Source organism: Arthrobacter sp. P1_H7, from assembly GCF_056405215.1.
On the sequence record NZ_JBFUCO010000020.1, the window covers coordinates 1 to 20,862 of the forward strand.

General features: G+C 66.1%; 17 protein-coding genes. 11 read left to right on the forward strand and 6 right to left on the reverse strand.

Translation table 11 applies throughout. The annotated features are described in order from the left end of the window. Nucleotides 1-272: 272 nt before the first annotated feature. Nucleotides 273-1,412 (forward strand): aminopeptidase P family protein, encoded by a 1,140-nt coding sequence (locus AC1DXI_RS18185; protein WP_476939774.1) that lies wholly within the window; start codon nt 273-275, stop codon nt 1,410-1,412. A gap of 54 nt (nt 1,413-1,466) precedes the next feature. Here AC1DXI_RS18185 and AC1DXI_RS18190 read toward each other — a convergent pair whose 3' ends face one another. Continuing rightward, a complete protein-coding gene (locus tag AC1DXI_RS18190; RefSeq protein WP_476939775.1) occupies nt 1,467-1,787 on the reverse strand; it encodes a hypothetical protein in 321 nt (106 codons plus the stop codon). Nucleotides 1,788-2,180: 393 nt separating this feature from the next. Here AC1DXI_RS18190 and AC1DXI_RS18195 point away from each other — a divergent pair, with 393 nt between their 5' ends. Continuing rightward, nucleotides 2,181-2,870, forward strand: a complete 690-nt coding sequence (locus AC1DXI_RS18195) for an HAD family hydrolase (RefSeq protein WP_476939776.1) — start codon at nt 2,181-2,183, stop codon at nt 2,868-2,870. A gap of 117 nt (nt 2,871-2,987) precedes the next feature. Here the strand turns inward: AC1DXI_RS18195 and ppsA are convergent, their stop codons facing one another. Continuing rightward, nucleotides 2,988-5,405 (reverse strand): phosphoenolpyruvate synthase, encoded by a 2,418-nt coding sequence (gene ppsA, locus AC1DXI_RS18200; protein WP_476939777.1) that lies wholly within the window; start codon nt 5,403-5,405, stop codon nt 2,988-2,990. Between the two features lie 151 nt (nt 5,406-5,556). After that, nucleotides 5,557-6,375 carry a pyruvate, water dikinase regulatory protein gene (locus AC1DXI_RS18205; RefSeq protein WP_018772686.1) on the reverse strand — a complete coding sequence of 273 codons (819 nt, stop codon included), beginning with the start codon at nt 6,373-6,375 and terminating at the stop codon, nt 5,557-5,559. Nucleotides 6,376-6,499: 124 nt separating this feature from the next. Here AC1DXI_RS18205 and AC1DXI_RS18210 point away from each other — a divergent pair, with 124 nt between their 5' ends. The 6 genes from AC1DXI_RS18210 (at nt 6,500) to AC1DXI_RS18235 (ending at nt 14,263) form a co-directional block, all read left to right on the forward strand. Further along, nucleotides 6,500-6,838: a hypothetical protein gene (locus AC1DXI_RS18210; RefSeq protein ID WP_026536760.1), complete on the forward strand. Its 339-nt coding sequence runs from the start codon at nt 6,500-6,502 to the stop codon at nt 6,836-6,838. Between the two features lie 90 nt (nt 6,839-6,928). Next, nucleotides 6,929-8,227, forward strand: coding sequence for an SWIM zinc finger family protein (locus AC1DXI_RS18215; protein ID WP_476939778.1), 1,299 nt, complete (start codon nt 6,929-6,931; stop codon nt 8,225-8,227). Continuing rightward, entirely contained in the window at nt 8,224-9,675 is a 1,452-nt protein-coding gene (locus AC1DXI_RS18220; protein ID WP_476939779.1) for a DUF5691 domain-containing protein, read from the forward strand. The genes AC1DXI_RS18215 and AC1DXI_RS18220 overlap by 4 nt, the downstream gene beginning before the upstream one ends. After that, nucleotides 9,672-10,778 carry an ATP-binding protein gene (locus AC1DXI_RS18225; RefSeq protein WP_476939780.1) on the forward strand — a complete coding sequence of 369 codons (1,107 nt, stop codon included), beginning with the start codon at nt 9,672-9,674 and terminating at the stop codon, nt 10,776-10,778. The genes AC1DXI_RS18220 and AC1DXI_RS18225 overlap by 4 nt, the downstream gene beginning before the upstream one ends. A gap of 3 nt (nt 10,779-10,781) precedes the next feature. Then, nucleotides 10,782-13,079, forward strand: a complete 2,298-nt coding sequence (locus AC1DXI_RS18230) for a DUF5682 family protein (protein ID WP_476939781.1) — start codon at nt 10,782-10,784, stop codon at nt 13,077-13,079. Further along, entirely contained in the window at nt 13,076-14,263 is a 1,188-nt protein-coding gene (locus AC1DXI_RS18235; protein ID WP_476939782.1) for a VWA domain-containing protein, read from the forward strand. The genes AC1DXI_RS18230 and AC1DXI_RS18235 overlap by 4 nt, the downstream gene beginning before the upstream one ends. Before the next feature lie 106 nt (nt 14,264-14,369). Here the strand turns inward: AC1DXI_RS18235 and AC1DXI_RS18240 are convergent, their stop codons facing one another. Together AC1DXI_RS18240 and AC1DXI_RS18245 are read right to left on the reverse strand one after the other, a co-directional pair. Next, nucleotides 14,370-14,693, reverse strand: a complete 324-nt coding sequence (locus tag AC1DXI_RS18240; protein ID WP_026536761.1) for a hypothetical protein — start codon at nt 14,691-14,693, stop codon at nt 14,370-14,372. Between the two features lie 12 nt (nt 14,694-14,705). Further along, nucleotides 14,706-16,169, reverse strand: a complete 1,464-nt coding sequence (locus AC1DXI_RS18245; RefSeq protein ID WP_476939783.1) for a protein adenylyltransferase SelO — start codon at nt 16,167-16,169, stop codon at nt 14,706-14,708. Nucleotides 16,170-16,273: 104 nt separating this feature from the next. Here AC1DXI_RS18245 and AC1DXI_RS18250 point away from each other — a divergent pair, with 104 nt between their 5' ends. Further along, nucleotides 16,274-16,858, forward strand: coding sequence for an HhH-GPD-type base excision DNA repair protein (locus AC1DXI_RS18250; protein WP_476939784.1), 585 nt, complete (start codon nt 16,274-16,276; stop codon nt 16,856-16,858). 15 nt (nt 16,859-16,873) lie between these two features. On the opposite strand, the gene AC1DXI_RS18255 is transcribed toward AC1DXI_RS18250, so the two are convergent. Beyond that, a complete protein-coding gene (locus AC1DXI_RS18255) occupies nt 16,874-17,917 on the reverse strand; it encodes a Gfo/Idh/MocA family protein (RefSeq protein WP_476939785.1) in 1,044 nt (347 codons plus the stop codon). A 296-nt stretch (nt 17,918-18,213) separates the two neighbouring features. On the opposite strand from AC1DXI_RS18255, the gene AC1DXI_RS18260 reads away from it, so the two are divergent. Together AC1DXI_RS18260 and AC1DXI_RS18265 are read left to right on the forward strand one after the other, a co-directional pair. Further along, nucleotides 18,214-19,662, forward strand: coding sequence for a sugar porter family MFS transporter (locus AC1DXI_RS18260; RefSeq protein WP_476939786.1), 1,449 nt, complete (start codon nt 18,214-18,216; stop codon nt 19,660-19,662). A 153-nt stretch (nt 19,663-19,815) separates the two neighbouring features. After that, nucleotides 19,816-20,853 carry a LacI family DNA-binding transcriptional regulator gene (locus AC1DXI_RS18265; RefSeq protein WP_476939787.1) on the forward strand — a complete coding sequence of 346 codons (1,038 nt, stop codon included), beginning with the start codon at nt 19,816-19,818 and terminating at the stop codon, nt 20,851-20,853. The last annotated feature ends 9 nt before the right edge of the window (nt 20,854-20,862 follow it).

The window sequence follows — 20,862 nt, forward strand, 5'->3', positions numbered from 1 at the left end:
ACGACGAACTCGGCGTCGATCATTTCGACAAAACGAACCCCGAACGTGCCAGAAGACGGCTCCAACGCCGAATGGTCTCGCTCGGATTCGAGCCCAACCTCACCCCAATTTCCGCAGGAACGTCACCTTCGTTTTCTTAGTAGACACCGACGCAGTTCTCAGTCCTCGACGACGACCACCGCCTCACCCGCGACGGGTGATTCCAGAGTTACTGGAGCGGCTGTCCGGGCGACGGGTTGACCAGTGATGCCCCGCGCACGAGAATGCGAGCCATGAGTGATCATCGCAGCCTTTCCGAGCCGGCTCCGTTCACCGCCGATGACTTCGCCGAGCGGTTGCGGCGGGCAGCCCACGCCGCCCAGGATGCCGGGCTCGACGGCATCCTGGTCACTCCCGGACCGGATCTGCTGTACCTCACCGGATACGCACCCGTAGCCATCATTGAACGCATCACCATGCTCGTGATCCCCGTCGACGCGGAGCCCGCCATGATCGTTCCGAGGCTCGAGAGGCCCGACGCGGAAGCGGCCGCCGGCGCCTCGATTCTGCGGATCACCGACTGGACCGACGGGAGCGACCCCTACACGGAATCTGCGACGCTGATGGCCGGCACCGGACGTTATGCCGTCTCTGACTCGGCCTGGGCCATGCACCTCCTCGGCCTGCAGGATCGACTGCCCAAGTCGTCCTACGTCTCGATGACGACCGCCCTGCCGATGCTTCGGGCGATCAAGGATGACGACGAGATCGAGCGGCTGGCGGCGGCCGGCGCGGCCGCAGACCAGGCGTACGAGGAGATCGTCACCGTGCGGTTCGCTGGGCGCAGCGAGACCGACGTCGGCGCTGATCTCGCCGACCTACTTCGCCAGTTCGGTCATTCGCAGGTGGACTTCACCGTCGTCGGTTCGGGTCCGAATGGAGCCAACCCTCACCACGAGATCGGCCCGCGGATCATCGAGGACGGAGACATGGTGGTGCTCGACTTCGGCGGCCTCAAACACGGCTACGGATCAGACACGACGCGGACCGTGCACGTCGGCGAACCCACCGCCGAGGAACGCGAGATTCACAACATCGTCAGACTCGCACAGCAGGCCGGGTTCGAGGCCGTGCGGCCAGGCGTCGAGTGCCAGGAGATCGATCGCGTGTCCCGGGCGGTGATCAGTGAAGCCGGCTACGGCGACTACTTCATTCACCGCGTCGGGCACGGAATCGGACTGACGACTCACGAGCCGCCGTACATGGTCGAGGGCGAAACCCAGATCCTCCACCCCGGCATGTGCTTCTCGATCGAACCCGGAATCTACCTGCCGGGCAGGTTCGGCGTACGGATCGAGGACATTGTGACGGTCGTTCCCGACGGCGGACGGCGACTCAATCAGACCTCGCACGAGATGAGAATCGTCCACTAGTTAGCCGACGTGGTCCACGATCCGACGTGGCCCCGGAAAGTAGGCCCGAACGGCTTACCGGTGATCCCCGATCAAGGGGGAGGTGATTGCGCCCATTTCGCTGGGGTCGACCTCGGGATGGGTGTCCGCCCAAGCATGAAGCGCGTCGATATAGTTTCTGATCGGTCCGCCCGGGTCAGGCACACGGTCAGCTTCAGCCTGCAATGCACAGATAGCGGCCCACAACTCCGGACCTCGATCGGAGCCGACCGCCGCTAGGAATCGCTCCTTCACTGACGGCACAGACTCACCGCTCTGGCGCGCCGGGTCGTAGCGGAACTGAAACCAAGCCTCGGAGTAGGCCCTCAACGCTGCACTGAGTTCTTCGTCGACCATGTCTCATAGTTACATGCGTTCACCGCACTATCCGTGTATAGCCACCCTGGGCTTGAACCGCTACCGAAGTACTTCCCTCACGAGTGCCCGAAAACCGGTCCCCCACCGAGGCAGCCGGCGTAGAGCACACTCTGCTTCTTACTGGATACTGTCTCCGGACGGTGTTGGAATAAGTAGTCTTACTAAGCATGCTTCCATCAGAGACGAGGAGGTTGAAGTGGCCGGACATCTGGAAAACGTGGACTCCCTGGAGAGTGGTGGCGGCGTCGTGAGCGTGGACGCTGAGCAGTCTTTGACGGGTCCTTCGGACCCCGGGCCGGAAAAATCCGTTATGGGCCGAGCCCTTGCCTGGTCGGGCGCATGCGGCCGCCCTCAACTGAAGGTGGGGTAGCAATGATGCCAGGTTCAAAACCCGGAAAGAAGCGCGGCGTCCTTTTCGACGTCGATGGGACCTTGATTGACTCCAGCTATTTCCACGCCCTTGCCTGGTGGCAGGCGTTCCGGCGGGAGGGGCTGGACATCCAGATCTCCGCCATCCACCGCTGCGTCGGCATGGGCGGCGACAAGCTCATCGAACACTTGGTTCCCGGGTGCACCAAGGACATGCAGGAAGACCTCAAATCCGCGCACGGCGCCGTGTTCTCCACGTTTTGGCCTTCCCTGCGGCCCTTCGACTCAGCCCGGGACCTCCTGGCCGCATGCTCCGGCGCCGGGCTGGCCGTGGGCTTGGCATCATCAGCGCAGGAGCGCGACCTGGACGTCACACGGCGCCTCCTGGACGCCGGCACGTCCATCGATGCGTGGACCAGTTCCAACGACGCCGAGGAGAGCAAGCCCGCTCCCGACATTCTCCTGGCCTGCCTGGACAAGCTTGGACTCAGCCCGGCGGACGTCGTGTTTGTTGGCGACGCCGTCTGGGACGTGTTGGCCGCCGCGGCAATCGGAGTCCCCGCCATTGCCCTGACCTGCGGCGGAATCAGCGAAGCCGAACTGCGCGAAGCCGGTGCCGCCGAGGTCTACGACAATCCGCGGCACTTGTTGGAGAACCTTGAAAGCAGCGCTATTGGAAAACTAGGCGCCTAACGGCGGCACGCCTACCGTCGCTTGAACCGCCAGCCGACAGCGGCAGCACGGACTGGAATTCACAGTCCGTGCTGCCCTGTCGGGTGTCCTGCCTGACCTACTCTGGGCGCCGTGCTGTCAGTTCGCCCCGGCGCCGACTGTTGCAGCGGCGACGGCGCCGCCTGCCGGGCCGGCGAGCCGGAGCCAGGTGTCCACGACGGTGTCGGGGTTCAAGGAGACTGAATCGATGCCTTCCCCGACCAGCCACTCGGCGAAGTCCGTGTGGTCGCTGGGACCCTGGCCGCAGATGCCGACATACTTGCCGCGCGCCTTGCAGGCCGCGATGGCCATGCTCAGGAGCTTTTTGACGGCCGGATCGCGTTCATCGAAGCCGCCCGAGACAATCGCGGAGTCCCGGTCCAGGCCCAGGGCCAGCTGGGTCATGTCGTTGGAGCCGATGGAGAACCCGTCGAAGTAGTCCAGGAACTCGTCGGCGAGCAGTGCGTTGGACGGGATCTCACACATCATGATCACCTCGAGGCCGTTCTCGCCGCGGGTGAGGCCGTTCTCCGCCAGCAGTTCAATGACGCCGCGGGCCTCGTCCAGGGTCCGCACGAACGGGATCATCAGCTTGACGTTGGTCAGCCCCATCTCGTTGCGGACGAAGGACAGGGCCTCGCACTCAAGGTCGAAGCAGTCCCGGAAGGACGGCTCCAGGTACCGTGAGGCGCCGCGGAAGCCGATCATCGGGTTCTCTTCGTGCGGCTCGTAGGCGGGGCCGCCGATCAGGTTGGCGTACTCGTTGGACTTGAAGTCGGACATGCGCACAATCACGGGTTCCGGCGCGAAGGCCGCCGCGATGGTGGACACGCCCTCGGCCAGGCGCTTGATGTAGTAATCCCGCGGGCTCTCGTACGCGGCGATCCGCTCACGGATTTCCGCGGCGACATCCGCCGGCTGCTCGTCCAGGTTCAGCAGTGCCTTGGGGTGGATGCCGATCTGGCGGTTGATGATGAATTCGAGCCGGGCCAGGCCTACTCCGTGGTTGGGCAGTTGCGCGAACGTGAAGGCCTGTTCCGGGGTGCCGACATTCATCATGACCTTGACGGGAGCCTCGGGCAGCTGGGTGATCTCGGTTTCCTCGACGCTGAAGTCCAGGAGCCCTTCGTAGATCACGCCGGTCTCACCGTCGGCGCAGGACACGGTCACGTCGAGGCCGTCGGAGAGGGCATCGGTGGCGTCCCCGGTGCCGACGACGGCGGGAATCCCCAGCTCCCGGGCAATGATGGCCGCGTGGCACGTGCGCCCGCCGCGGTTGGTCACGATCGCGGAGGCACGCTTCATGATCGGCTCCCAGTCCGGGTCGGTCATGTCGGCGACCAGGACGTCGCCGGTCTTGAAGGCCGCCATCTGGTCGATCGCGGTGAGGATGCGGACGCTGCCGGCGCCGATGCGCTGGCCGATTGCGCGGCCCTCGACCAGCACCCGGCCGGTCCCATTAAGCCGGAAACGGCTCAGGCTGCCGGAGGCCCGGCGGGACTGCACGGTCTCCGGGCGCGCCTGCAGGATGTACAGGCCGCCGTCGATCCCGTCCTTGCCCCATTCGATGTCCATGGGGCGGCCGTAATGGTTCTCGATGGCGACGGCGTGCCGGGCGAGCTGCTCGACGTCGTCGTCAGTGAGGCTGAACTGGTTCCGCAAGGACGCCTCGACCGGCACGAAGTCGATGGTGCGGCCGATTTCGCGGCTGCTCGTGTAGGTCATCTGCAGGGCTTTCTCGCCCAGTCCGCGCTTGAGGATGGCGGGCCGCCCGGCCTGCAGCGCCGGCTTGTAGACGTAGAACTCGTCGGGGTTGACGGCGCCCTGGACAACGGCCTCGCCGAGGCCGTAGGAAGACGTGACGAACACGGCGTCCTGGAACCCTGACTCCGTGTCCATGGTGAACATGACGCCGGAGGCGCCGACGTCGGAGCGCACCATGCGCTGGATGCCGGCCGAGAGCGCCACCTCCGCGTGCTCGAACTTGTGGTGCACCCGGTAGGCGATCGCCCGGTCGTTGTAGAGGGACGCGAACACGTCCTTGATGGCGAGCAGGATGTTCTCGATGCCGCGGACGTTCAGGAAGGTTTCCTGCTGCCCGGCGAAGGAGGCATCGGGGAGGTCTTCCGCGGTGGCGCTGGACCGGACGGCCCAGGACAGGTCCTCAGAGCCGCCGTGCTTGTCCACCAACTGCTGGTACGAGGCGCGGATCTGCGCTTCGAAGTCCGGCAGGAAAGGCGTCTCGCGCATGAGGGCCCGGATTTCCTGCCCGGCGGCCGCGAGGGCGGTGACGTCATCGGTGTCCAGGCCGACCAGCCGGTCGGCGATCTTCTGGTCCAGGCCCGACTCCGCCAGGAAGTTGCGGTAGGCATCCGCGGTGGTGGCGAAGCCGTCGGGTACCTGGACGCCGGCGGAGGTAAGGTTCTGCACCATCTCACCGAGGGAGGCGTTCTTTCCGCCCACCCGGTCCAGGTCCTTGAGTCCGAGTTCTGAGAACCACAGGATGTCTGTCGTCATAGTTACTGCTCCTTTGCAGATGATGGCATGCAAGTGCGGCGCCCCGCTCGCGGCGATGGCCGGTTGATGGGCGCAAGTCCTGTCCACAGTGACAGGTCTCCGGCACACTTGCCACATGACGTGCGCCACACTCAGTTTGTGAAACTTTTCCCTAATGCTTGAGGTTCATCCGCTGCAGGATGGTGGCCGCCATCTCCTCCACGGACACCGTGGCCGAATTCAGGTAGGGAATCCTATGGGAGACGTACAACTGCTCGGCGCTGCGCAGCTCGAAGCCGCACTGCCGCAACGACGCGTAGGGTGAGCCGCGGCGCCGTTCGGTGCGGATCTGGCTCAGGCGCAGCGGGTTGGAAGAGAGCCCGAAACACTTCTCAACGAAAGGCCTCAGCGGCTTGGGGAGCCCTTCGCGTTCAAAGTCTTCGTCCACCAGCGGGAAGTTCGCGGCGAAGATGCCGTGCTGCAGCGCCAAGTACATGGTGGTGGGCGTCTTTCCGCAGCGGGACGGCGCCACCAGGATGACCTGGGCCTTTTCCAGCGCCCGCAGGCTTTGGCCGTCGTCGTGCTCCATCGCGTATTCGACGGCGGCCATCCGGGATTGATACCGCTCCGCATTGCCCAGGCCGTGGGCCCTGCCGGGTTCGCCGCTGGCCGGGGAACCGAGGGCCTGCTCCAGCTGTCCGACATGGGTCCCGATGAGATCCACGATGATTCCCTGGCACGTCGCCAGGACCTGGCGGATATCGCTGCTTACCGCGGTGGAAAAGACGATCGGCTGCAGGCCCGTGGCGGCCAGTTTGTCGATAGTGCCGACCACCGTCCGGGCCTGTTCGACCGTGGTGATGAAGGGGACCGTGATGCGGTCAAAGTGGTTCGCGGGGAACTGCGTCAGCAAGGTGTTGCCGAGCGTTTCCGCGGTGATGCCGGTGCTGTCCGAAAGGAAGTAGACAGGCCGAAGATCGTCTTTGGTCATGAACGCATTCTCCCCCACGCCGGGACCGGTCCCGGTATCGGGCAGCCGGCGGGTCCCTACCCGGCCTCCGGTCACAGACGTAGACTGCTCGCTTACAACGCCACCAGCTATCCGGGAGATCGACATGAACTATGCAGGAACCGGCAACGAGAAGGCCGTCGCGGCAAGTGACCTTAATCGGACACATGTCGGACTGACCGTGAGCTTCCAGCCGGACGAATTTACCGTGGTCTTCGGCCGCATTGGTGCCATTGCGCGCAAGGAGGGCGGTGTGACCATCGCGCTGGCAGGGGTGGACGGTACGGCTGGCCTGGCGTCCCATTACAGCCTGCCTCCCGCCCAACAGGTCTACGTACAGCCGGACATGCTCACCAATACGGAGACGACCATCAAGGATTTGTTCGGCAAGGTGCAGGAGAATCTGCGGAGCCACAAGGGAGACCAGCGGCCGGACACCGTGTAGGGCTTACTGCTCATTTGGCGGCGTCGTGCGCCGCCGCCACGCCGCTCCGCCTCCCTTGCGGTATCTGTGACATCGGGCACAATGTGCTTCATGGGGCGTTGGAGCGAGGAGCGGGTGATCAACGCCGCGCCCGACTCATCTTCCTTGGAGGCCGCCCGCAAGCTGGCACGTCCCGGCCCTTGGTCCGACACGGGAAGCAACGACGTCCTGGTCTGGGGCAAATGCCAGGGCAGCGGACGGACTCCCTACCAGGTGAGCATAGATATTGCCGCCCCTGCCTATCGGTGCTCCTGCCCGAGCCGGAAGTTCCCCTGCAAGCACGCGTTGGCGCTGCTCCTTATGTGGACGCGGGGCGACGCGGCCGACGCCACCGCGGAGATAGCCGGCTTCGCGCAGGAGTGGGCGTCCCAGCGGGCGGAGCGGACCACCGTGCGCGAGCGGCGCCAGTCCGAGCCGGCGGTGGATCCGGCGGCACAGGCCAAGCGACTGGCCGACCGGCTGGCATTGATGGATGCGGGGATTGACGACTTTGCCCGGTGGCTGACGGACCTGGTTCGGACCGGCTTGGCTGCGGCCCACACCCAGCCGTATTCATGGTGGGACGGTGTGGCGGGCCGCCTTGTCGATGCCCAGCTTCCGGGTCTGGCTGCCCAGGTGCGGGCGATGGGCTCAGATGTGCACTCCCGGACCGATTGGGGCGATCACCTGCTTTTGCGGGCCGGCCGCTGGTGGGCGCTGACCAGGGCGTGGCGCAAGCTGGACACCATGACTCCTGACGAACGCGCCGATCTCCGGGAGGCCGTCGGCTGGGCAGTGCCCACCGCCGAAGTTCAGGGCACCGAGGCGCTGCACGGTCCGTGGCTGGTGCTCGGCTCTCACCGCAGCGACGACGGCCGACTCCAGCAGCAGCGAACCTGGCTTCGCGCACCCGACGGAACGACCATCGTCGTACTCGATTTTGCCGTCCACAGTGGCTCACTGCCGACCCCTCAGCTCGCGGGCGCGGTGCTTGACGTCACCGTTGCCCGGTACCCCGGCTCCGGACACCGGCGGGCAATGTTCACCGGGCCCATTGCCCCGCAGCCAGTGGCGGCCAGCCTCGGCGATGGTGGGAACATCGCTCAAGCATTGGAAATTGAATCGGCTGCGGTAGCACTCTCCCCGTGGTGTGAGCGTCACCCCGTGCTGTTGAGCGGGGTGCGCGTCTGCCCCGGCAGTCACGGCTGGCTCCGGGACGGATCCGGCAACGCACTCCCCCTTGTGGACGCGCCCCTGCAGTCCCTGCTGGCCTTGACCGGTGGCCACCCCGTGGACCTGTTCGGCGAACTGGAGGAGGGCCGGTTCCGGCCACTGTCCGCCGTCGTCGATGGCGCGGTGGTAACGCCATGATCTGGCTGTCCGAGCTCCGGACGGCGGCCGTCGTTGGCACCGCGCGCCACCTGCCTCCTTCTCCGCCCGTGGAATTGGGGGTCTGCCCACCGGATGGCCTGTCCAGTGAGGAGTCACTGCTGGACCAGGCGGCCATGGCCGATGCGGTCACCCGCGCTGCCCGGCCTTCCACCACTATGGACGCTCCAGATCTGCCTCATCCGGCGCCACCGGACGATTCGCCCGAAGTCCCGGGCGAGGCCGGCCGGCTGTTGGACCTGCTGCTCACCCAGCCGCCGGTCGGGCCGGAACTCCGAAACCTGCTGGTGGTCGATTGGCTGCTGCTCGCCGAAGCTTCCGGACGGCGTGTTCCGCACCGGCTGCTGCCCGGGCTGCTGATGTTGGCGGAGGCCAAACCGAGCGTGGCCGAGCATTTGCATCCTGCGATCGGAACCCGGGGCCGCTGGCTTCAGGACCTAACGGCCGGGGCCTCCGGTCCGCATCTGCCGATAACTGCCGACTGGGCGGAATTGATGAGCGCTGACGCCACGACGGAACTGGAACGGCTGCGCCGCGGTAATCCGGCCGCTGCCCGTGAGCTGCTGGTCACGCACTGGGATTCGCTCAGCGCCCGGGAGCGCGCCGCCCATCTGGCCACCCTGGCCACAAACCTTCGGAATGACGACGAGGAGTTGCTGGAGCGGGCCCTGGACGACAGTGCCAAGAGCGTGCGGGAGGTAGCCGCCGGTCTACTGGACCGGCTTCCTGACAGCGCCCGCGCGGGCCGCATGGCAGCCAGGCTGCGGCCGCTGCTGCGCTTCAAAGGATTGCTGCGCAAACAATTCGAAATCGATCTCCCGCCTGAGCCGGACGCGGCAGCACTGCGGGACGGGATCGCACCGGACCCACGCAGTGGTGAGCCCGACCGGCTGGGCCGGCTCGACACCATCATCAGGGGTGCCCCCCTCGATGTTTGGACGACGACGGCCGGCCGCATGCCGGCGGCGACCGTGGCCCTGCTCAAGGGCGAAAACCGCGCCCTGGAGACGATTCTCACCACCGCTGTGCTGCGGTCCGATCTTGACTGGGTGCGTGCGCTGCTCGACGTCCGAACGGACCTGCGGCTGCTGAATTGCCTGCCGGCCGCCGAGCGCGAGGACACGCTCGTGCGGCACCTACGCGGCGGAACCGCAAAGCCCTGGGCACTCGTCCCACTGCTGCGTGACATGCCACGACCATGGGGGCGTCCCCTGGCTGATGCTGTGCTTGAGCAGATCACCGCCAAGAACGGCGGCCAGCTGGCAACGATGCTGGCCGACACCCTGCCTGCGGCGCTGCCGCCCGAGGCCGCCGAACGGGCCCGACGGCTGCTTGAGCATTCGGACGAAGACGCCGCCCGGCGCCGCGTGCTTCGTGATGCCGTTCAATACCAATCATTCCGACAATCCCTGACGGAGGCTTTTCAATGAACGACGCCCCGACCGCCCCTGACGTGCTCCGCGCCCATGCCGAAAACGCCTACGCCGAGGAGCTCAGCGCGTTGACGGCTGTTGACGACCGGCCCCGGCCGCCCAGCTGGCAGCTGTCCCCGTGGGCGGTGACCACCTATATCCTCGGCGGCACCCTGCCGAACGGCGTACAGATCACTCCAAAATACCTGGGTTCCGCGCGGCTGGTCGAAATCGCCGTCGCATCCCTTGCCACAGACCGTGCCCTGCTGCTGCTTGGCCTGCCGGGCACCGCGAAAACCTGGCTGGGAGAACACTTGGCCGCGGCCATTTCGGGAGCCTCCACCCTCGTGGTGCAGGGCACCGCGGGCACGCCGGAAGAGGCACTGCGGTACGGCTGGAACTATGCCCGACTGCTCGCGGACGGCCCGTCCCGGGCGGCCCTGGTCCCGGGACCTGTGATGCGCGCGATGGAGGCCGGGAGCCTTGTACGGGTGGAGGAACTGACCAGGATCCCGTCCGATGTGCAGGACTCCCTGATCACGATCCTCAGCGAGAAGACCCTGCCGATCCCCGAACTCAATGCAGAGGTCCAGGCCCGCAAGGGCTTCAACATCATCGCGACAGCCAACAACCGGGACAAGGGCGTCAACGATCTCTCGTCGGCATTGCGCCGCCGCTTTAACACCGTGGTGCTGCCGCTCCCGGACAGCATCGAGCAGGAGATCGAGATCGTCACCACCCGCGTCCGCAGCCTGGGCACTGCCCTGGAGCTTCCGGCTGATCTGGTCGCGCTCTCCGAAGTCCGTCGGGTGGTCACCGTCTTGCGGGAACTGCGCTCCGGGGTAACCCAGGACCAGCGCACAACCATCAAATCGCCCTCCGCGACCCTGTCGACTGCAGAGGCCATCTCGGTGATGACGAACGGGCTGTCCCTCGCCGCCCACTTCGGTGACGGCACCGTCCGGGCCCAGGATGTGGCGGCCAGCCTGGTGGGCGCAGTGGTCAAAGATCCCGTCCAGGACCGTGTGATCTGGCAGGAGTACTTGGAAACCGTCGTGCGGAACAGGCCGGAGTGGAAGGACCTCTACCGGGCCTGCCGCGACCTCGAATCGTCGAACTGACCGATGACAGACGTCCACGTCCTGGGGATTCGGCATCATGGTCCCGGTTCAGCGCATTCAGTTGCCGAAGCACTGGCATCCCTCCGGCCGGATCTGGTGCTGGTTGAGGGTCCCCCGGAACTCGACCAGGTGATCCCGCTGCTGTCCGATCCGCAGATGACGCCGCCTATCGCCGGGCTGATCTACGCCGCCGATGAGCCCCGGCTGGCTTCCTTTTACCCGATGGCGAGCTTCTCACCGGAATGGATAGCGTTTGGCTGGGCGCTGTCCACCGGCACCCAGGTGCGGGCGATCGACCTGCCCGCGGCACACACCTTCGCGCTCCACATGGCTCCTGCGCCGGCCGGGCCAACATCACCCAAGGACGACGGCGATCCCCCCGTGGCAGGCGTCGAACCGCCCGGGGCGATACAGCGGCCCTACCGCCCCGATGCGATTGGGATGCTGGCCGGGGCCGCCGGCTACACCGATCCCGAGCGGTGGTGGGAGGACGCCATCGAACAACCGAACACGGACCCCCTCGAGCGGTTCGCGGCATTGACCGAGGCCATTACGGAGATCCGTGCGGCCGACGACAGGCCCGGCAGCCATCCCGACGTTATGGAGAACAACCGCCGGGAAGCGGCGATGCGGCGCCTGCTGCGGGCCGCCATTCGCGAGGGGCATGCGCGGATCGCCGTGGTGTGCGGTGCCTACCATGCCCCGGCGCTGGTGCCCGCTGGCTTTCCCCCGGTGTCCGCTGACAACAAGGTGCTGGCCGGACTGCCCAAGGCCAAGGTCGCCGTTACTTGGGTGCCATGGACCTCGGACCGGCTCAGCTCGGGCAGCGGATACGGGGCCGGTGTCTCCGCGCCGGGCTGGTACCAGCACCTCTTCACACACTGGATGGCGCAGGACCCCGGGACGGACGTGTCCACTACCTGGCTTGTCCGGGTAGCCCGCGCACTGCGCCGGCAAAACCTGGACGCATCGACGGCCTCTGTGGTGGACGCCAGCCGGATGGCGAATGCCCTTGCCGCCGTCCGTGGACGGCCCAGCCCGGGACTGACCGAACTGGACGACGCGGCGCAGGCAGTTCTATGCGACGGTTCACCTCTGCCCCTGGCCCTGGTGCACCGCGAACTCACCGTTGGGCGCGAACTGGGGAACGTCCCGGAGTCTGCGCCCACTGTCCCCCTTGCCGCCGATCTGGCGGCCACTCAACGCAGGCTCCGGTGGAAACCGAGCGCCATGGAAGAGGTCCTAACCCTTGACCTGCGCAAGCCAAACCAGCTGGCCCGCTCGGTTCTGCTGCACCGGCTGGCGCTGCTTGGAGTGCGCTGGGGCACACAGAGCGAATCCGGCCGGACGACGGGCACGTTCAAGGAGGTGTGGACACTGCGCTGGGAGCCGGAACTGACGGTGGCCGTGGTGGAAGCCAGCCGCTACGGCACCACGGTCGCCTCGGCTGCCGCGACCTGCGTGTCCGAACGCGCCCAGCACGCCGGCAACCTGACGGCGCTCAGCGAGCTGCTCGCAAGCTGCCTGCTCGCCGACCTCCCGGACGGCATCGGCGGCGTGGTGTCGGTACTCGCCGAGCGCACCGCCCTGCAACAGGACGTCGCGCCGCTGCTGGAAACCATCGCCCCTCTTGCCCGGACCTGCCGGTACGGCAACGTGCGCGGCGTGGACGTCACGGGCGTACGGAAGATTCTTGACACGACGGTTGTGCGCGCCTGTGTGGGGCTGCCCACTGCCTGCGCCGGACTGGACGACGAGGCCGCCGACGCCATGAGACGCGCCGTCGACTCGGCGCAACAAGGCCTCATCTTGCTGCCCGAGCTGCCGTTGGACGACTGGCACCGGGCGCTTGCCGCCGTGGCAGGCTCAGACGGGATCCACGGCTCGGTGGCAGGGCGGGCCGCCCGGCTCCTTCTGGACGCAGGCCTGGTAAACGGGAACGATGTCGCGGCGAGGCTGAGCCGCCGGCTCTCGCTCGCCACTCCCTCGCGGCAAGCCGCAGCCTGGCTGGACGGCCTCATCTCCGGCGACGCAACTCTGCTGATTCATGACCGGCGGCTCTTGCAGATCGTGGACGACTGGGTTGCCGGTGTAGACGACGACATCTTCGGCGACGTCCTGCCGCTCCTGCGCAGGACATTCTCAGCATTCAGCCGGCCAGAGCGGCGGGAGATCGGCGAACAGGTCAGCCGCATCGGCGACAAGGAGGACAGCGACAGCCAGGCCGTCCTGGACCTGGCCGCCGCGGGACCCGCGGTCCGGACGATGGCCCGGTATCTCGGATGGGGGGCGATCGCGTGACCGACGCAGATCCCGACGGCCGCAGCCGGCTGGGCCGCTGGCGCCTTGTGCTCGGCGGGCATGAGGCCGACGGCGTCACCACAGCGGACGGACACAGCGTCGTCCTCTCCTCCGCTGACGCGCGGCGCGACCGGGCCCTGGAGGACTTGTACGGGGTCGAAAAAAATGGCCGTGGGGGTCTGGGCGCGTCCAGCCCGCGGGTGGCCCGCTGGCTCGGCGACATCCGAGGCTATTTCCCGTCCACGGTGGTCCAGGTGATGCAGGCCGACGCTATGGACAGGCTCGGCCTTCGGCAATTGCTCCTCGAGCCGGAGATGCTGCGAACCGTACAGCCCGACGTCGGCCTGGTGAGCACGCTCGTCGGCCTCGGGCGCGTCATCCCCGAGCATTCACGTGAGACCGCCAGGACAGTCATCCGTCAGGTGACGAATGAGCTCGAGGACCGTCTGCGGTCCAAGACGGTACAGGCGATCTCCGGAGCATTGAACCGGGCGGCGCGGACACGACGGCCCCGGCACCGGGACATTGACTGGAACAGGACGATCGCCGCCAATCTTAGGCACTACCAGCCCGCATACCGGACGATCGTGCCCGAGCATCTGGTCGGGCACGCCCGGCGCAGCACCGAGGTCCAGCGTGAAATCATCCTGTGCATCGACCAGTCCGGGTCGATGGCCGAGTCCGTGGTCTACTCCAGCGTGTTCGGGGCGGTGCTCAGCTCGCTGCGGTCGGTCCGAACCCGCCTGGTGGTTTTCGACACGGAGGTTGTCGACCTGACGGACGAGCTGGATGATCCGGTTGATGTGCTGTTTGGTGTGCAACTCGGCGGCGGCACGGACATCAATCGTGCCTTGGCATACTCCCAGGACCAGATCACCCGGCCCACCGAGACGATTCTGGTGCTTATCAGCGACCTCTACGAAGGCGGCATCGCGGACGAGATGCTGCGACGGGCGGCCTCGATCGTCGGGTCGGGGACGACCATGATCGCGCTCCTGGCGTTGAGCGACAGCGGTCATCCGTCGTTCGACTCAGACCATGCCATGGCCCTTGCCGGAATTGGCGTCCCGGCCTTCGCGTGCACCCCCGACCTGTTCCCGGAGCTGATGGCCGCGGCCATTGAACGCCGGGATGTGGGCGAATGGGCAACCTCCCAGGACATTCCGACGAGCCACGAGGGGTAGCGGGGAGACGGCTGTCCAGCAATGCACACGCCGGCTCCCCGCTGCTCTGTACACGGCCTTGACCGGGGCGGTAAGGCCGCGGTAGCGGGGGTTCCCGCCAAGGCGGCTACGTGTTGAGGTCCCAGTGGACCCGGATTGCCTCGGCAACCGGTCCGGCAGTGATATCGATCCGGAAAGCAACGGGCGCGGTCCCAGTCTCTTCGATGACCGCGTCATGGTAAACGCGGCCGCATGAGGAACACAGGGTGTAGAGATCCTCGTCCTCAGGCCACGCAGCCAGCCCCGCGGGCACGGGAACGTTTCCGCCGATGTGAACGGGCATGCCCTGTGAGTTGGCCTGGATCAATCCCTCGTTGCTTACGGTATTTCCGCAAACGCAGGTGATGGTGGTGACGTCATGATCGATGACCTCGGCAAATTCGGTATCCATAATGAGCTCCCCTCAGGTTCCGCAGAAGGTCCGGTACGGGCCAAAGCTTTCGGGGGCGGCCGCGGCGTAGCGCTCGAGCCCGGACCGCTCGTCGAAAGGTGCGGCGACTGCGTCCAACAACCGTGCCAGCGGATCCAGGTTTCCGCCGGTAGCGGCCGTCAGGGCCTCCTCCACCAGGTGGTTCCGCGGGATGTAGACGGGGTTGACCCGGTCCATGGCATCAGCATCCGGCGCCAAGGCACGCCAGCGCCCTAGCCAGGCATCGAAACCTGCCGTGTCCGGAACCTGGTTCCGCGCATCGTCAGCCTGGCCGCGGGCGGCTTTGCCGAGGTGCCGGAAAAACGATGTGTAGTCCGTCCGTGACTCCTGCATCAAAGCCACAAGTTCGTCCACGAGAGGCGAGGTCACGTCGTCGTCGAGTCCGTCACGGAACCCCAGCTTGGCCTTCATGCCTGCCGACCAGGCTTCACTGTACTGCCGGCGGAACTCGCCGAGGGCCTCCACCGCGAGCTCCACCGCCTGCTCCTCGTCATCGTGGAGCAGGGGCAAAAGCGACTCCGCGAGCCGGGCAAGGTTCCACTCCGCCACCACCGGCTGATTGCGGTAGGCGTAGCGCCCGCTCTCGTCAATCGAACTGTAGACGGCGGCCGGATCGAAGCCTTCCATGAAGGCACACGGCCCGTAGTCGATCGTTTCACCCGAGATCGTCATGTTGTCGGTGTTCATGACCCCGTGAACGAACCCTACGAGCATCCACTTGGCCACCAGTGAAGCCTGGGCGGAGATGACGCCTTGGAAGAGTGCGAGATAACGGTTGGCGGCCTCCGCGGCGGCACGGTGGTGACGGGTCAGGGCGTAATCGGCAAGCCGGCGAAGGAGGCCGATGTCGCCCGTGGACCGGGCATACTGGAAGCTGCCCACCCGCAGGTGGCTGCTGGCAACCCGGGTCAGAATGGCGCCGGGCAGGAGCGTCTCGCGCTGCACCGAACGCCCCGTCCCGACGACGGCGAGGGAACGGGTCGTGGGGATGTGCAGCGCGTGCATCGACTTGCTCACGATGAATTCGCGCAGCATAGGACCAACCACCGCCTGGCCGTCCCCGTTTCGCGCAAACGGCGTGCGTCCTGATCCCTTGAGGTGGATGTCGCGGAGCTGCCCGTCGGCGTGCCCGATCTCGCCCAGCAGGAGTGCGCGCCCGTCGCCGAGACGGGGCGCGTACCAGCCAAACTGGTGGCCCGCGTAGGCCTGCGCCACCGGACTGGCCTGGGCAGGGACGGCGTTCCCGGTCAGAAGGCGCAGACCCTCAGGACTCCGGAGAAAGGCCGGATCGAAACCCAGCTCGGTGGCGAGGTGCTCGTTGAGAACCAGAAGGTGCGGCTCGGGGGCCTCCTCCGCGCGCCAAGGAATGGCCATCTCCTGGAACTCCCGGGCGAAGCGGCCATCAAATGTGACGGTTGCATGCGCTGTGCCACTCATCTTTCAAGGATACCGGCGACACCGTCAGCAATGCTGCTGGACCTGGCAGAGCAGATTCGGGCCGGTGCCATGACGCGGCACGGAGCTGGTGGGAGGATGGGCGCATGGAACTGCACATCACGGGCGACCCCGCCGCCGACCAACTGCTCAGCAATGACGCGTTTGCACTCCTCGTTGGCATGCTGCTTGACCAGCAGGTGACCATGGAGTCTGCGTTTGCCGGCCCCGAAAAGATCCGGACGCGCATCGGGTCGATGGCCCCCGCCGCAATCGCCGAATATGACCCGGCAGGCTTCGTGGAGATCTTCAAGGAGCGTCCATCCATCCACCGCTTCCCTAGCTCCATGGCCAGCCGCGTCCAGGACCTCGCCGCGACCGTAGAGCGCGATTGGAATGGGGACGCAACTGCCATCTGGAACCAGGACGACCCGGACGGCCAGGAAGTGCTGCGAAGGTTGAAGGGCTTGCCCGGCTTCGGTGAGCAAAAGGCAAAGATCTTCCTTGCATTGCTCGGCAAGCAGTGCGGCCTGCAGGCGCAAGGCTGGCGTGAGGCTGCTGACCCCTATGGCCAGGAGAGCGCATTTCTTTCGGTCGCCGACATCGTGGACCCTGAGTCGCTGAAAAGAGTGCGCGCCAGCAAGCAGGCAGCCAAGGCCGCCATCAAAGCCGCGAAGGCGTCCGAGCGCTGATTCGGAGGGCCTGGATCAAAGGCTTCCAATGGATTCGCCGGGGAACACGATTCCGAGCTGGTTCCTGATGGCGTCGGCGACGGCCATGGTCCCGATGGATTCGGCGAGCGGCCGCTGTGGAACCTCCAGCTGCCCTGCCGCAATGGCACGCGCGACGGCGGCAGCCTCGTAGTGCAGGCCCTCAAAGTGCGCTCCGGCCGGCTCCTCATAGACCAGCCGGGTGCCGTCCGGGAAGCGGACACTGAAGTTGCCTGGCATGTTGAAGGGCCCGTCAATTGTCAGTGAAGCCTCGGTGCCCACAATGGTGGCCGACGTCGGCGTGAAGTTGTGCAGTTGCGTGTTCATCATGGCCTGGCGTCCGCCGGCAAAGGACATGACGGCCGAAAGCTGGGCATTGACTCCTGATACATGCGGTTCACCGAGCGCCAGGAGTCGGTCCGGTTCGCCCAGGACGGACGTGATGAGTGAGAGCGGATAGGTGCCCAGGTCCAGCAGTGGCCCGCCCGCCAGCGCCGCGTCGAAGATCCGGTGGCTGGGGTCAAAGTGCTCACCGTATTCGGCGAAGACCGTAGTGAGGTCCCCGAGCATTCCGGAGTCGAGCACTTGTCGGATGACGTCGAACTTGGGCAGGAAAAATGTCCACATGGCTTCGGCGGCGAACAGGCCGGCGTCTGCGGCCCGGCTGGCGATGCCGGCCGCCTGCGCGCGGTTGATGCCGATCGGCTTTTCGACCAGAACGTGTTTGCCGGCGTCGAGCGCCATGAGGGCGGCCTCGTAGTGGAAGTTGTGCGGCGTGGCCACGTAGACGATGTCGACGTCGGCGGCCGCCAGCTCCTCGTAGCTGCCGAAGGCAGCGGGGATGCCGTGCCGTCCGGCAAAGGCTTCGGAACGGTCCAGCGAGCGGGATCCGATTGCGGCGATCACCTGCGAGGTGTGCGCCTGGACGGATTCCGTAAAGCGCTCCGCAATCCAGCCGGGACCCATAATCCCCCAGCGGAGCGGCGGTGCGGCTCGGGAATCCGGGACCCGGGAAACCGGGAGTGATGAGTTCCCGGTCATGTGCGGGCCGCCATGGTGTTGACATCGATTCGCATGAGAGTCACTGCCCCTTTCCTAGATTTGTCCTGACATAATAACAAACCGGTTCAACCGGGAAAAGCCCCTGAAGAAAGCATGGGCTGGCCCCTGGCCGGGGGCATCCAGGGCGCCGTGAATACTTTGAGCGTATGTCAATACAAACTATTGACGACGCCGTTAGAGCGCTCTAACGTTGAAGGTGCGTGATCCAGCACACTCCCGGGAACGCTCCCAATTCAAAGTCCGCCTTCAGGTCGGCCGAATCGAGGAAGTCAACAATGTCGTTGCACACAGCAAGCTCGCCCGTATCGGGCTCGAAACACCGCGGGTATCTCGCCCGTCTCACTGTCATCTCCACACTCGGCGGACTCCTGTTCGGCTACGACACCGGTGTGATCTCCGGTGCGTTGCTCTACATGCAGGACTCCCTGAGCATGAGCCCGGTCGAAGAGGCCACCGTCGTCAGCGCACTGCTCTTTCCCGGCGCCGCGGTGGGCGCGCTGAGCGGCGGCAAGCTCGCCGACAAGCTCGGGCGGCGCGGCACGCTGCTCGTCTGCGCGCTGCTCTTTCTCGTCGGCGCGATAGGCTGCGCCATCGCACCGACGGTTGGGTTCATGGTCGTGGCCCGCGTCATCCTCGGTCTTGGCGTCGGCGCCGCCGCCGTAACGTGCCCCCTCTACCTGGCAGAAATGGCGCCCGCACATCTGCGCGGGCGCATGGTCACCATCAACGAACTGATGATCGTCACCGGCCAGATGCTTGCTTTTGCCATCAACGCACTCCTCGACGCCGTCATTCACGACTCCGAGGTCTGGCGCATCATGCTTGGGGTTGCGTCCATCCCCGCCATCGCACTGCTGATCGGCATGCTCGCCCTGCCCGAATCACCGCGCTGGTTCGCGATCCGCGACAGGCTCGACGAGAGCCGGCGCATCCTCAACTTCAGCCGCAGCCCGGAGGAAGCCGACTTCGAGTACAAGGAAATCGTCGAGTCCGCGAACACTGCCCGGAATGAGCGCTCCAGTGCCTGGCGCGATCTGAAGAACAATCCCTGGATGCGCCGGCTTCTCTGGGTCGGCATCGGGCTCGCCGTGGCCCAGCAGGCGACGGGCATCAATACCGTCAACTATTACGCCCCCACGATCCTCGAGCGCAGCGGCCTCGGTGTGAGCGCCTCGCTCGTCGCTACCATCGCCGTGGGTGTGACGTCGGTGCTGATGACCGTCCTGGGCATCTGGCTGCTGGGCTTCGTCGGGCGCCGCCGCATGCTGGTCATTGGCTTCTCCGGGGTCGTGGCTTCGCAGGCACTCCTCGCCGTCGTCTTCACGCTTCCCCAGTCGGACCTCGTCAGTTACACCATTCTGGCGGCGATGATGCTGTTCGTGGCCTTCGTGCAGTGCTTCATCGGCACCTCCGTGTGGCTATTGCTCTCCGAGATCTTCCCGCTGGCCATCCGCGGCTTCGCGATGGGCATTGCGGTGTTCGCGCTCTGGACCGTGAACGCGGCAATCTCCTTCCTGTTCCCGATCCTCGTCGTCGCCCTGGGCTCAACGGGGACGTTCACCGTGTTCGTGCTGGTGAACATTGTTTCCCTGATCTTCGTGGCGAAATTCGTGCCGGAGACGAAGGGGCAATCCTTGGAAGAACTGGAGGTGCACTTCCGCACCGGAGGCATCCCAATCATCGCGTCTCCCGCGGCACCTGGCGAGAAGGCGGTATCCCTCTGAGAATCGAACGTCTGCAGCCGTAGCCGCCGATACCTCCCCACGGGACAGGCATGCGGCCGGCGTCAGGCAGCAGCGGAACCGGTGCGCGTGCCCATGGGGGCGGCGGCCGGAACTGCTGTGTTTCCCGCGATACGCTTGCCGGCAGGAGGCCATTTGTCCAAGAGCGACCTGAACCAGCATGGGGCGGCCAAGCGCGCCACCATTGAGGATGTGGCGCGCGAGGCCGGCGTATCTCGCGCACTCGTTTCCCTGGTGCTGCGAGGTTCACCAAAGGTGAGTGAACAAAAAAGAGAAGCCGTCGCCACCGCGATAGCCGCACTCGACTACAGGCCCAGCAATGCGGCCCGCTCGCTCGCCAGCGGACGAACGCAAACAGTGGGAGTCCTGCTGGACGACCTCGCCAATCCCTGGTTCGTGGAGCTCCTCGACGGCATGCAGAACATCTTCCGGGAGCAGAACCTTCGGATGGTCCTCGGCGATCCCCGCTATCTGGCCCGCGCGGGGGAAAGCCCGGTGTCCGCCTTCATGGAACTGCGCGTCGACGGCCTCGTCATCGCAGGAGACTTCAACCCCGATGAAGACCTCACACGCGCCACACTGCACACGCCAGCCGTCGTCGCCGGCACGCGCGCCTTCGACCTCCCGGCGGCGGACCGCGTCACCAACGACGACGCCGCCGGCGCCCGGATGGCCGTCGAACACCTGATTGGACTCGGCCACAGCGACATTGCGTTCCTCACCGCTCCCACCGGGTCCGCTGCCGTGCGGGCCGACGCCTACAGGGACACGATGACCCGCCACGGCTTGCAGGACTGCATCCGGGTGATGGCCACGGACTTGAGTGAACATTCAGGCTTTGAGGCAATGAGCCGCCTTATCGACAGCGGCCTACCCCCCTCAGCGGTCTTCGCCGCCAACGACATCCTCGCCGTCGGGGCGCTCTCGGCCGCCGTCGAGCATGGCATCAGCGTCCCGGCACAACTCTCACTGGTCGGATACGACAACACCTATCTCGCCGGGATCCGGCACGTCTCCCTAACCACCGTCGACCCCGTCAGCCGGGACGTAGGCATCCGCGCCGCGGAGTTTCTCCTCGCCCGCATCGCCGACCCCTCCCTGCCGCCACGTACCGAAGTGCTGGCCCCGCGCCTCGTCGTTCGAAACACCACCGCTCCCGCAGCCCACACCTGACTGGTGGCC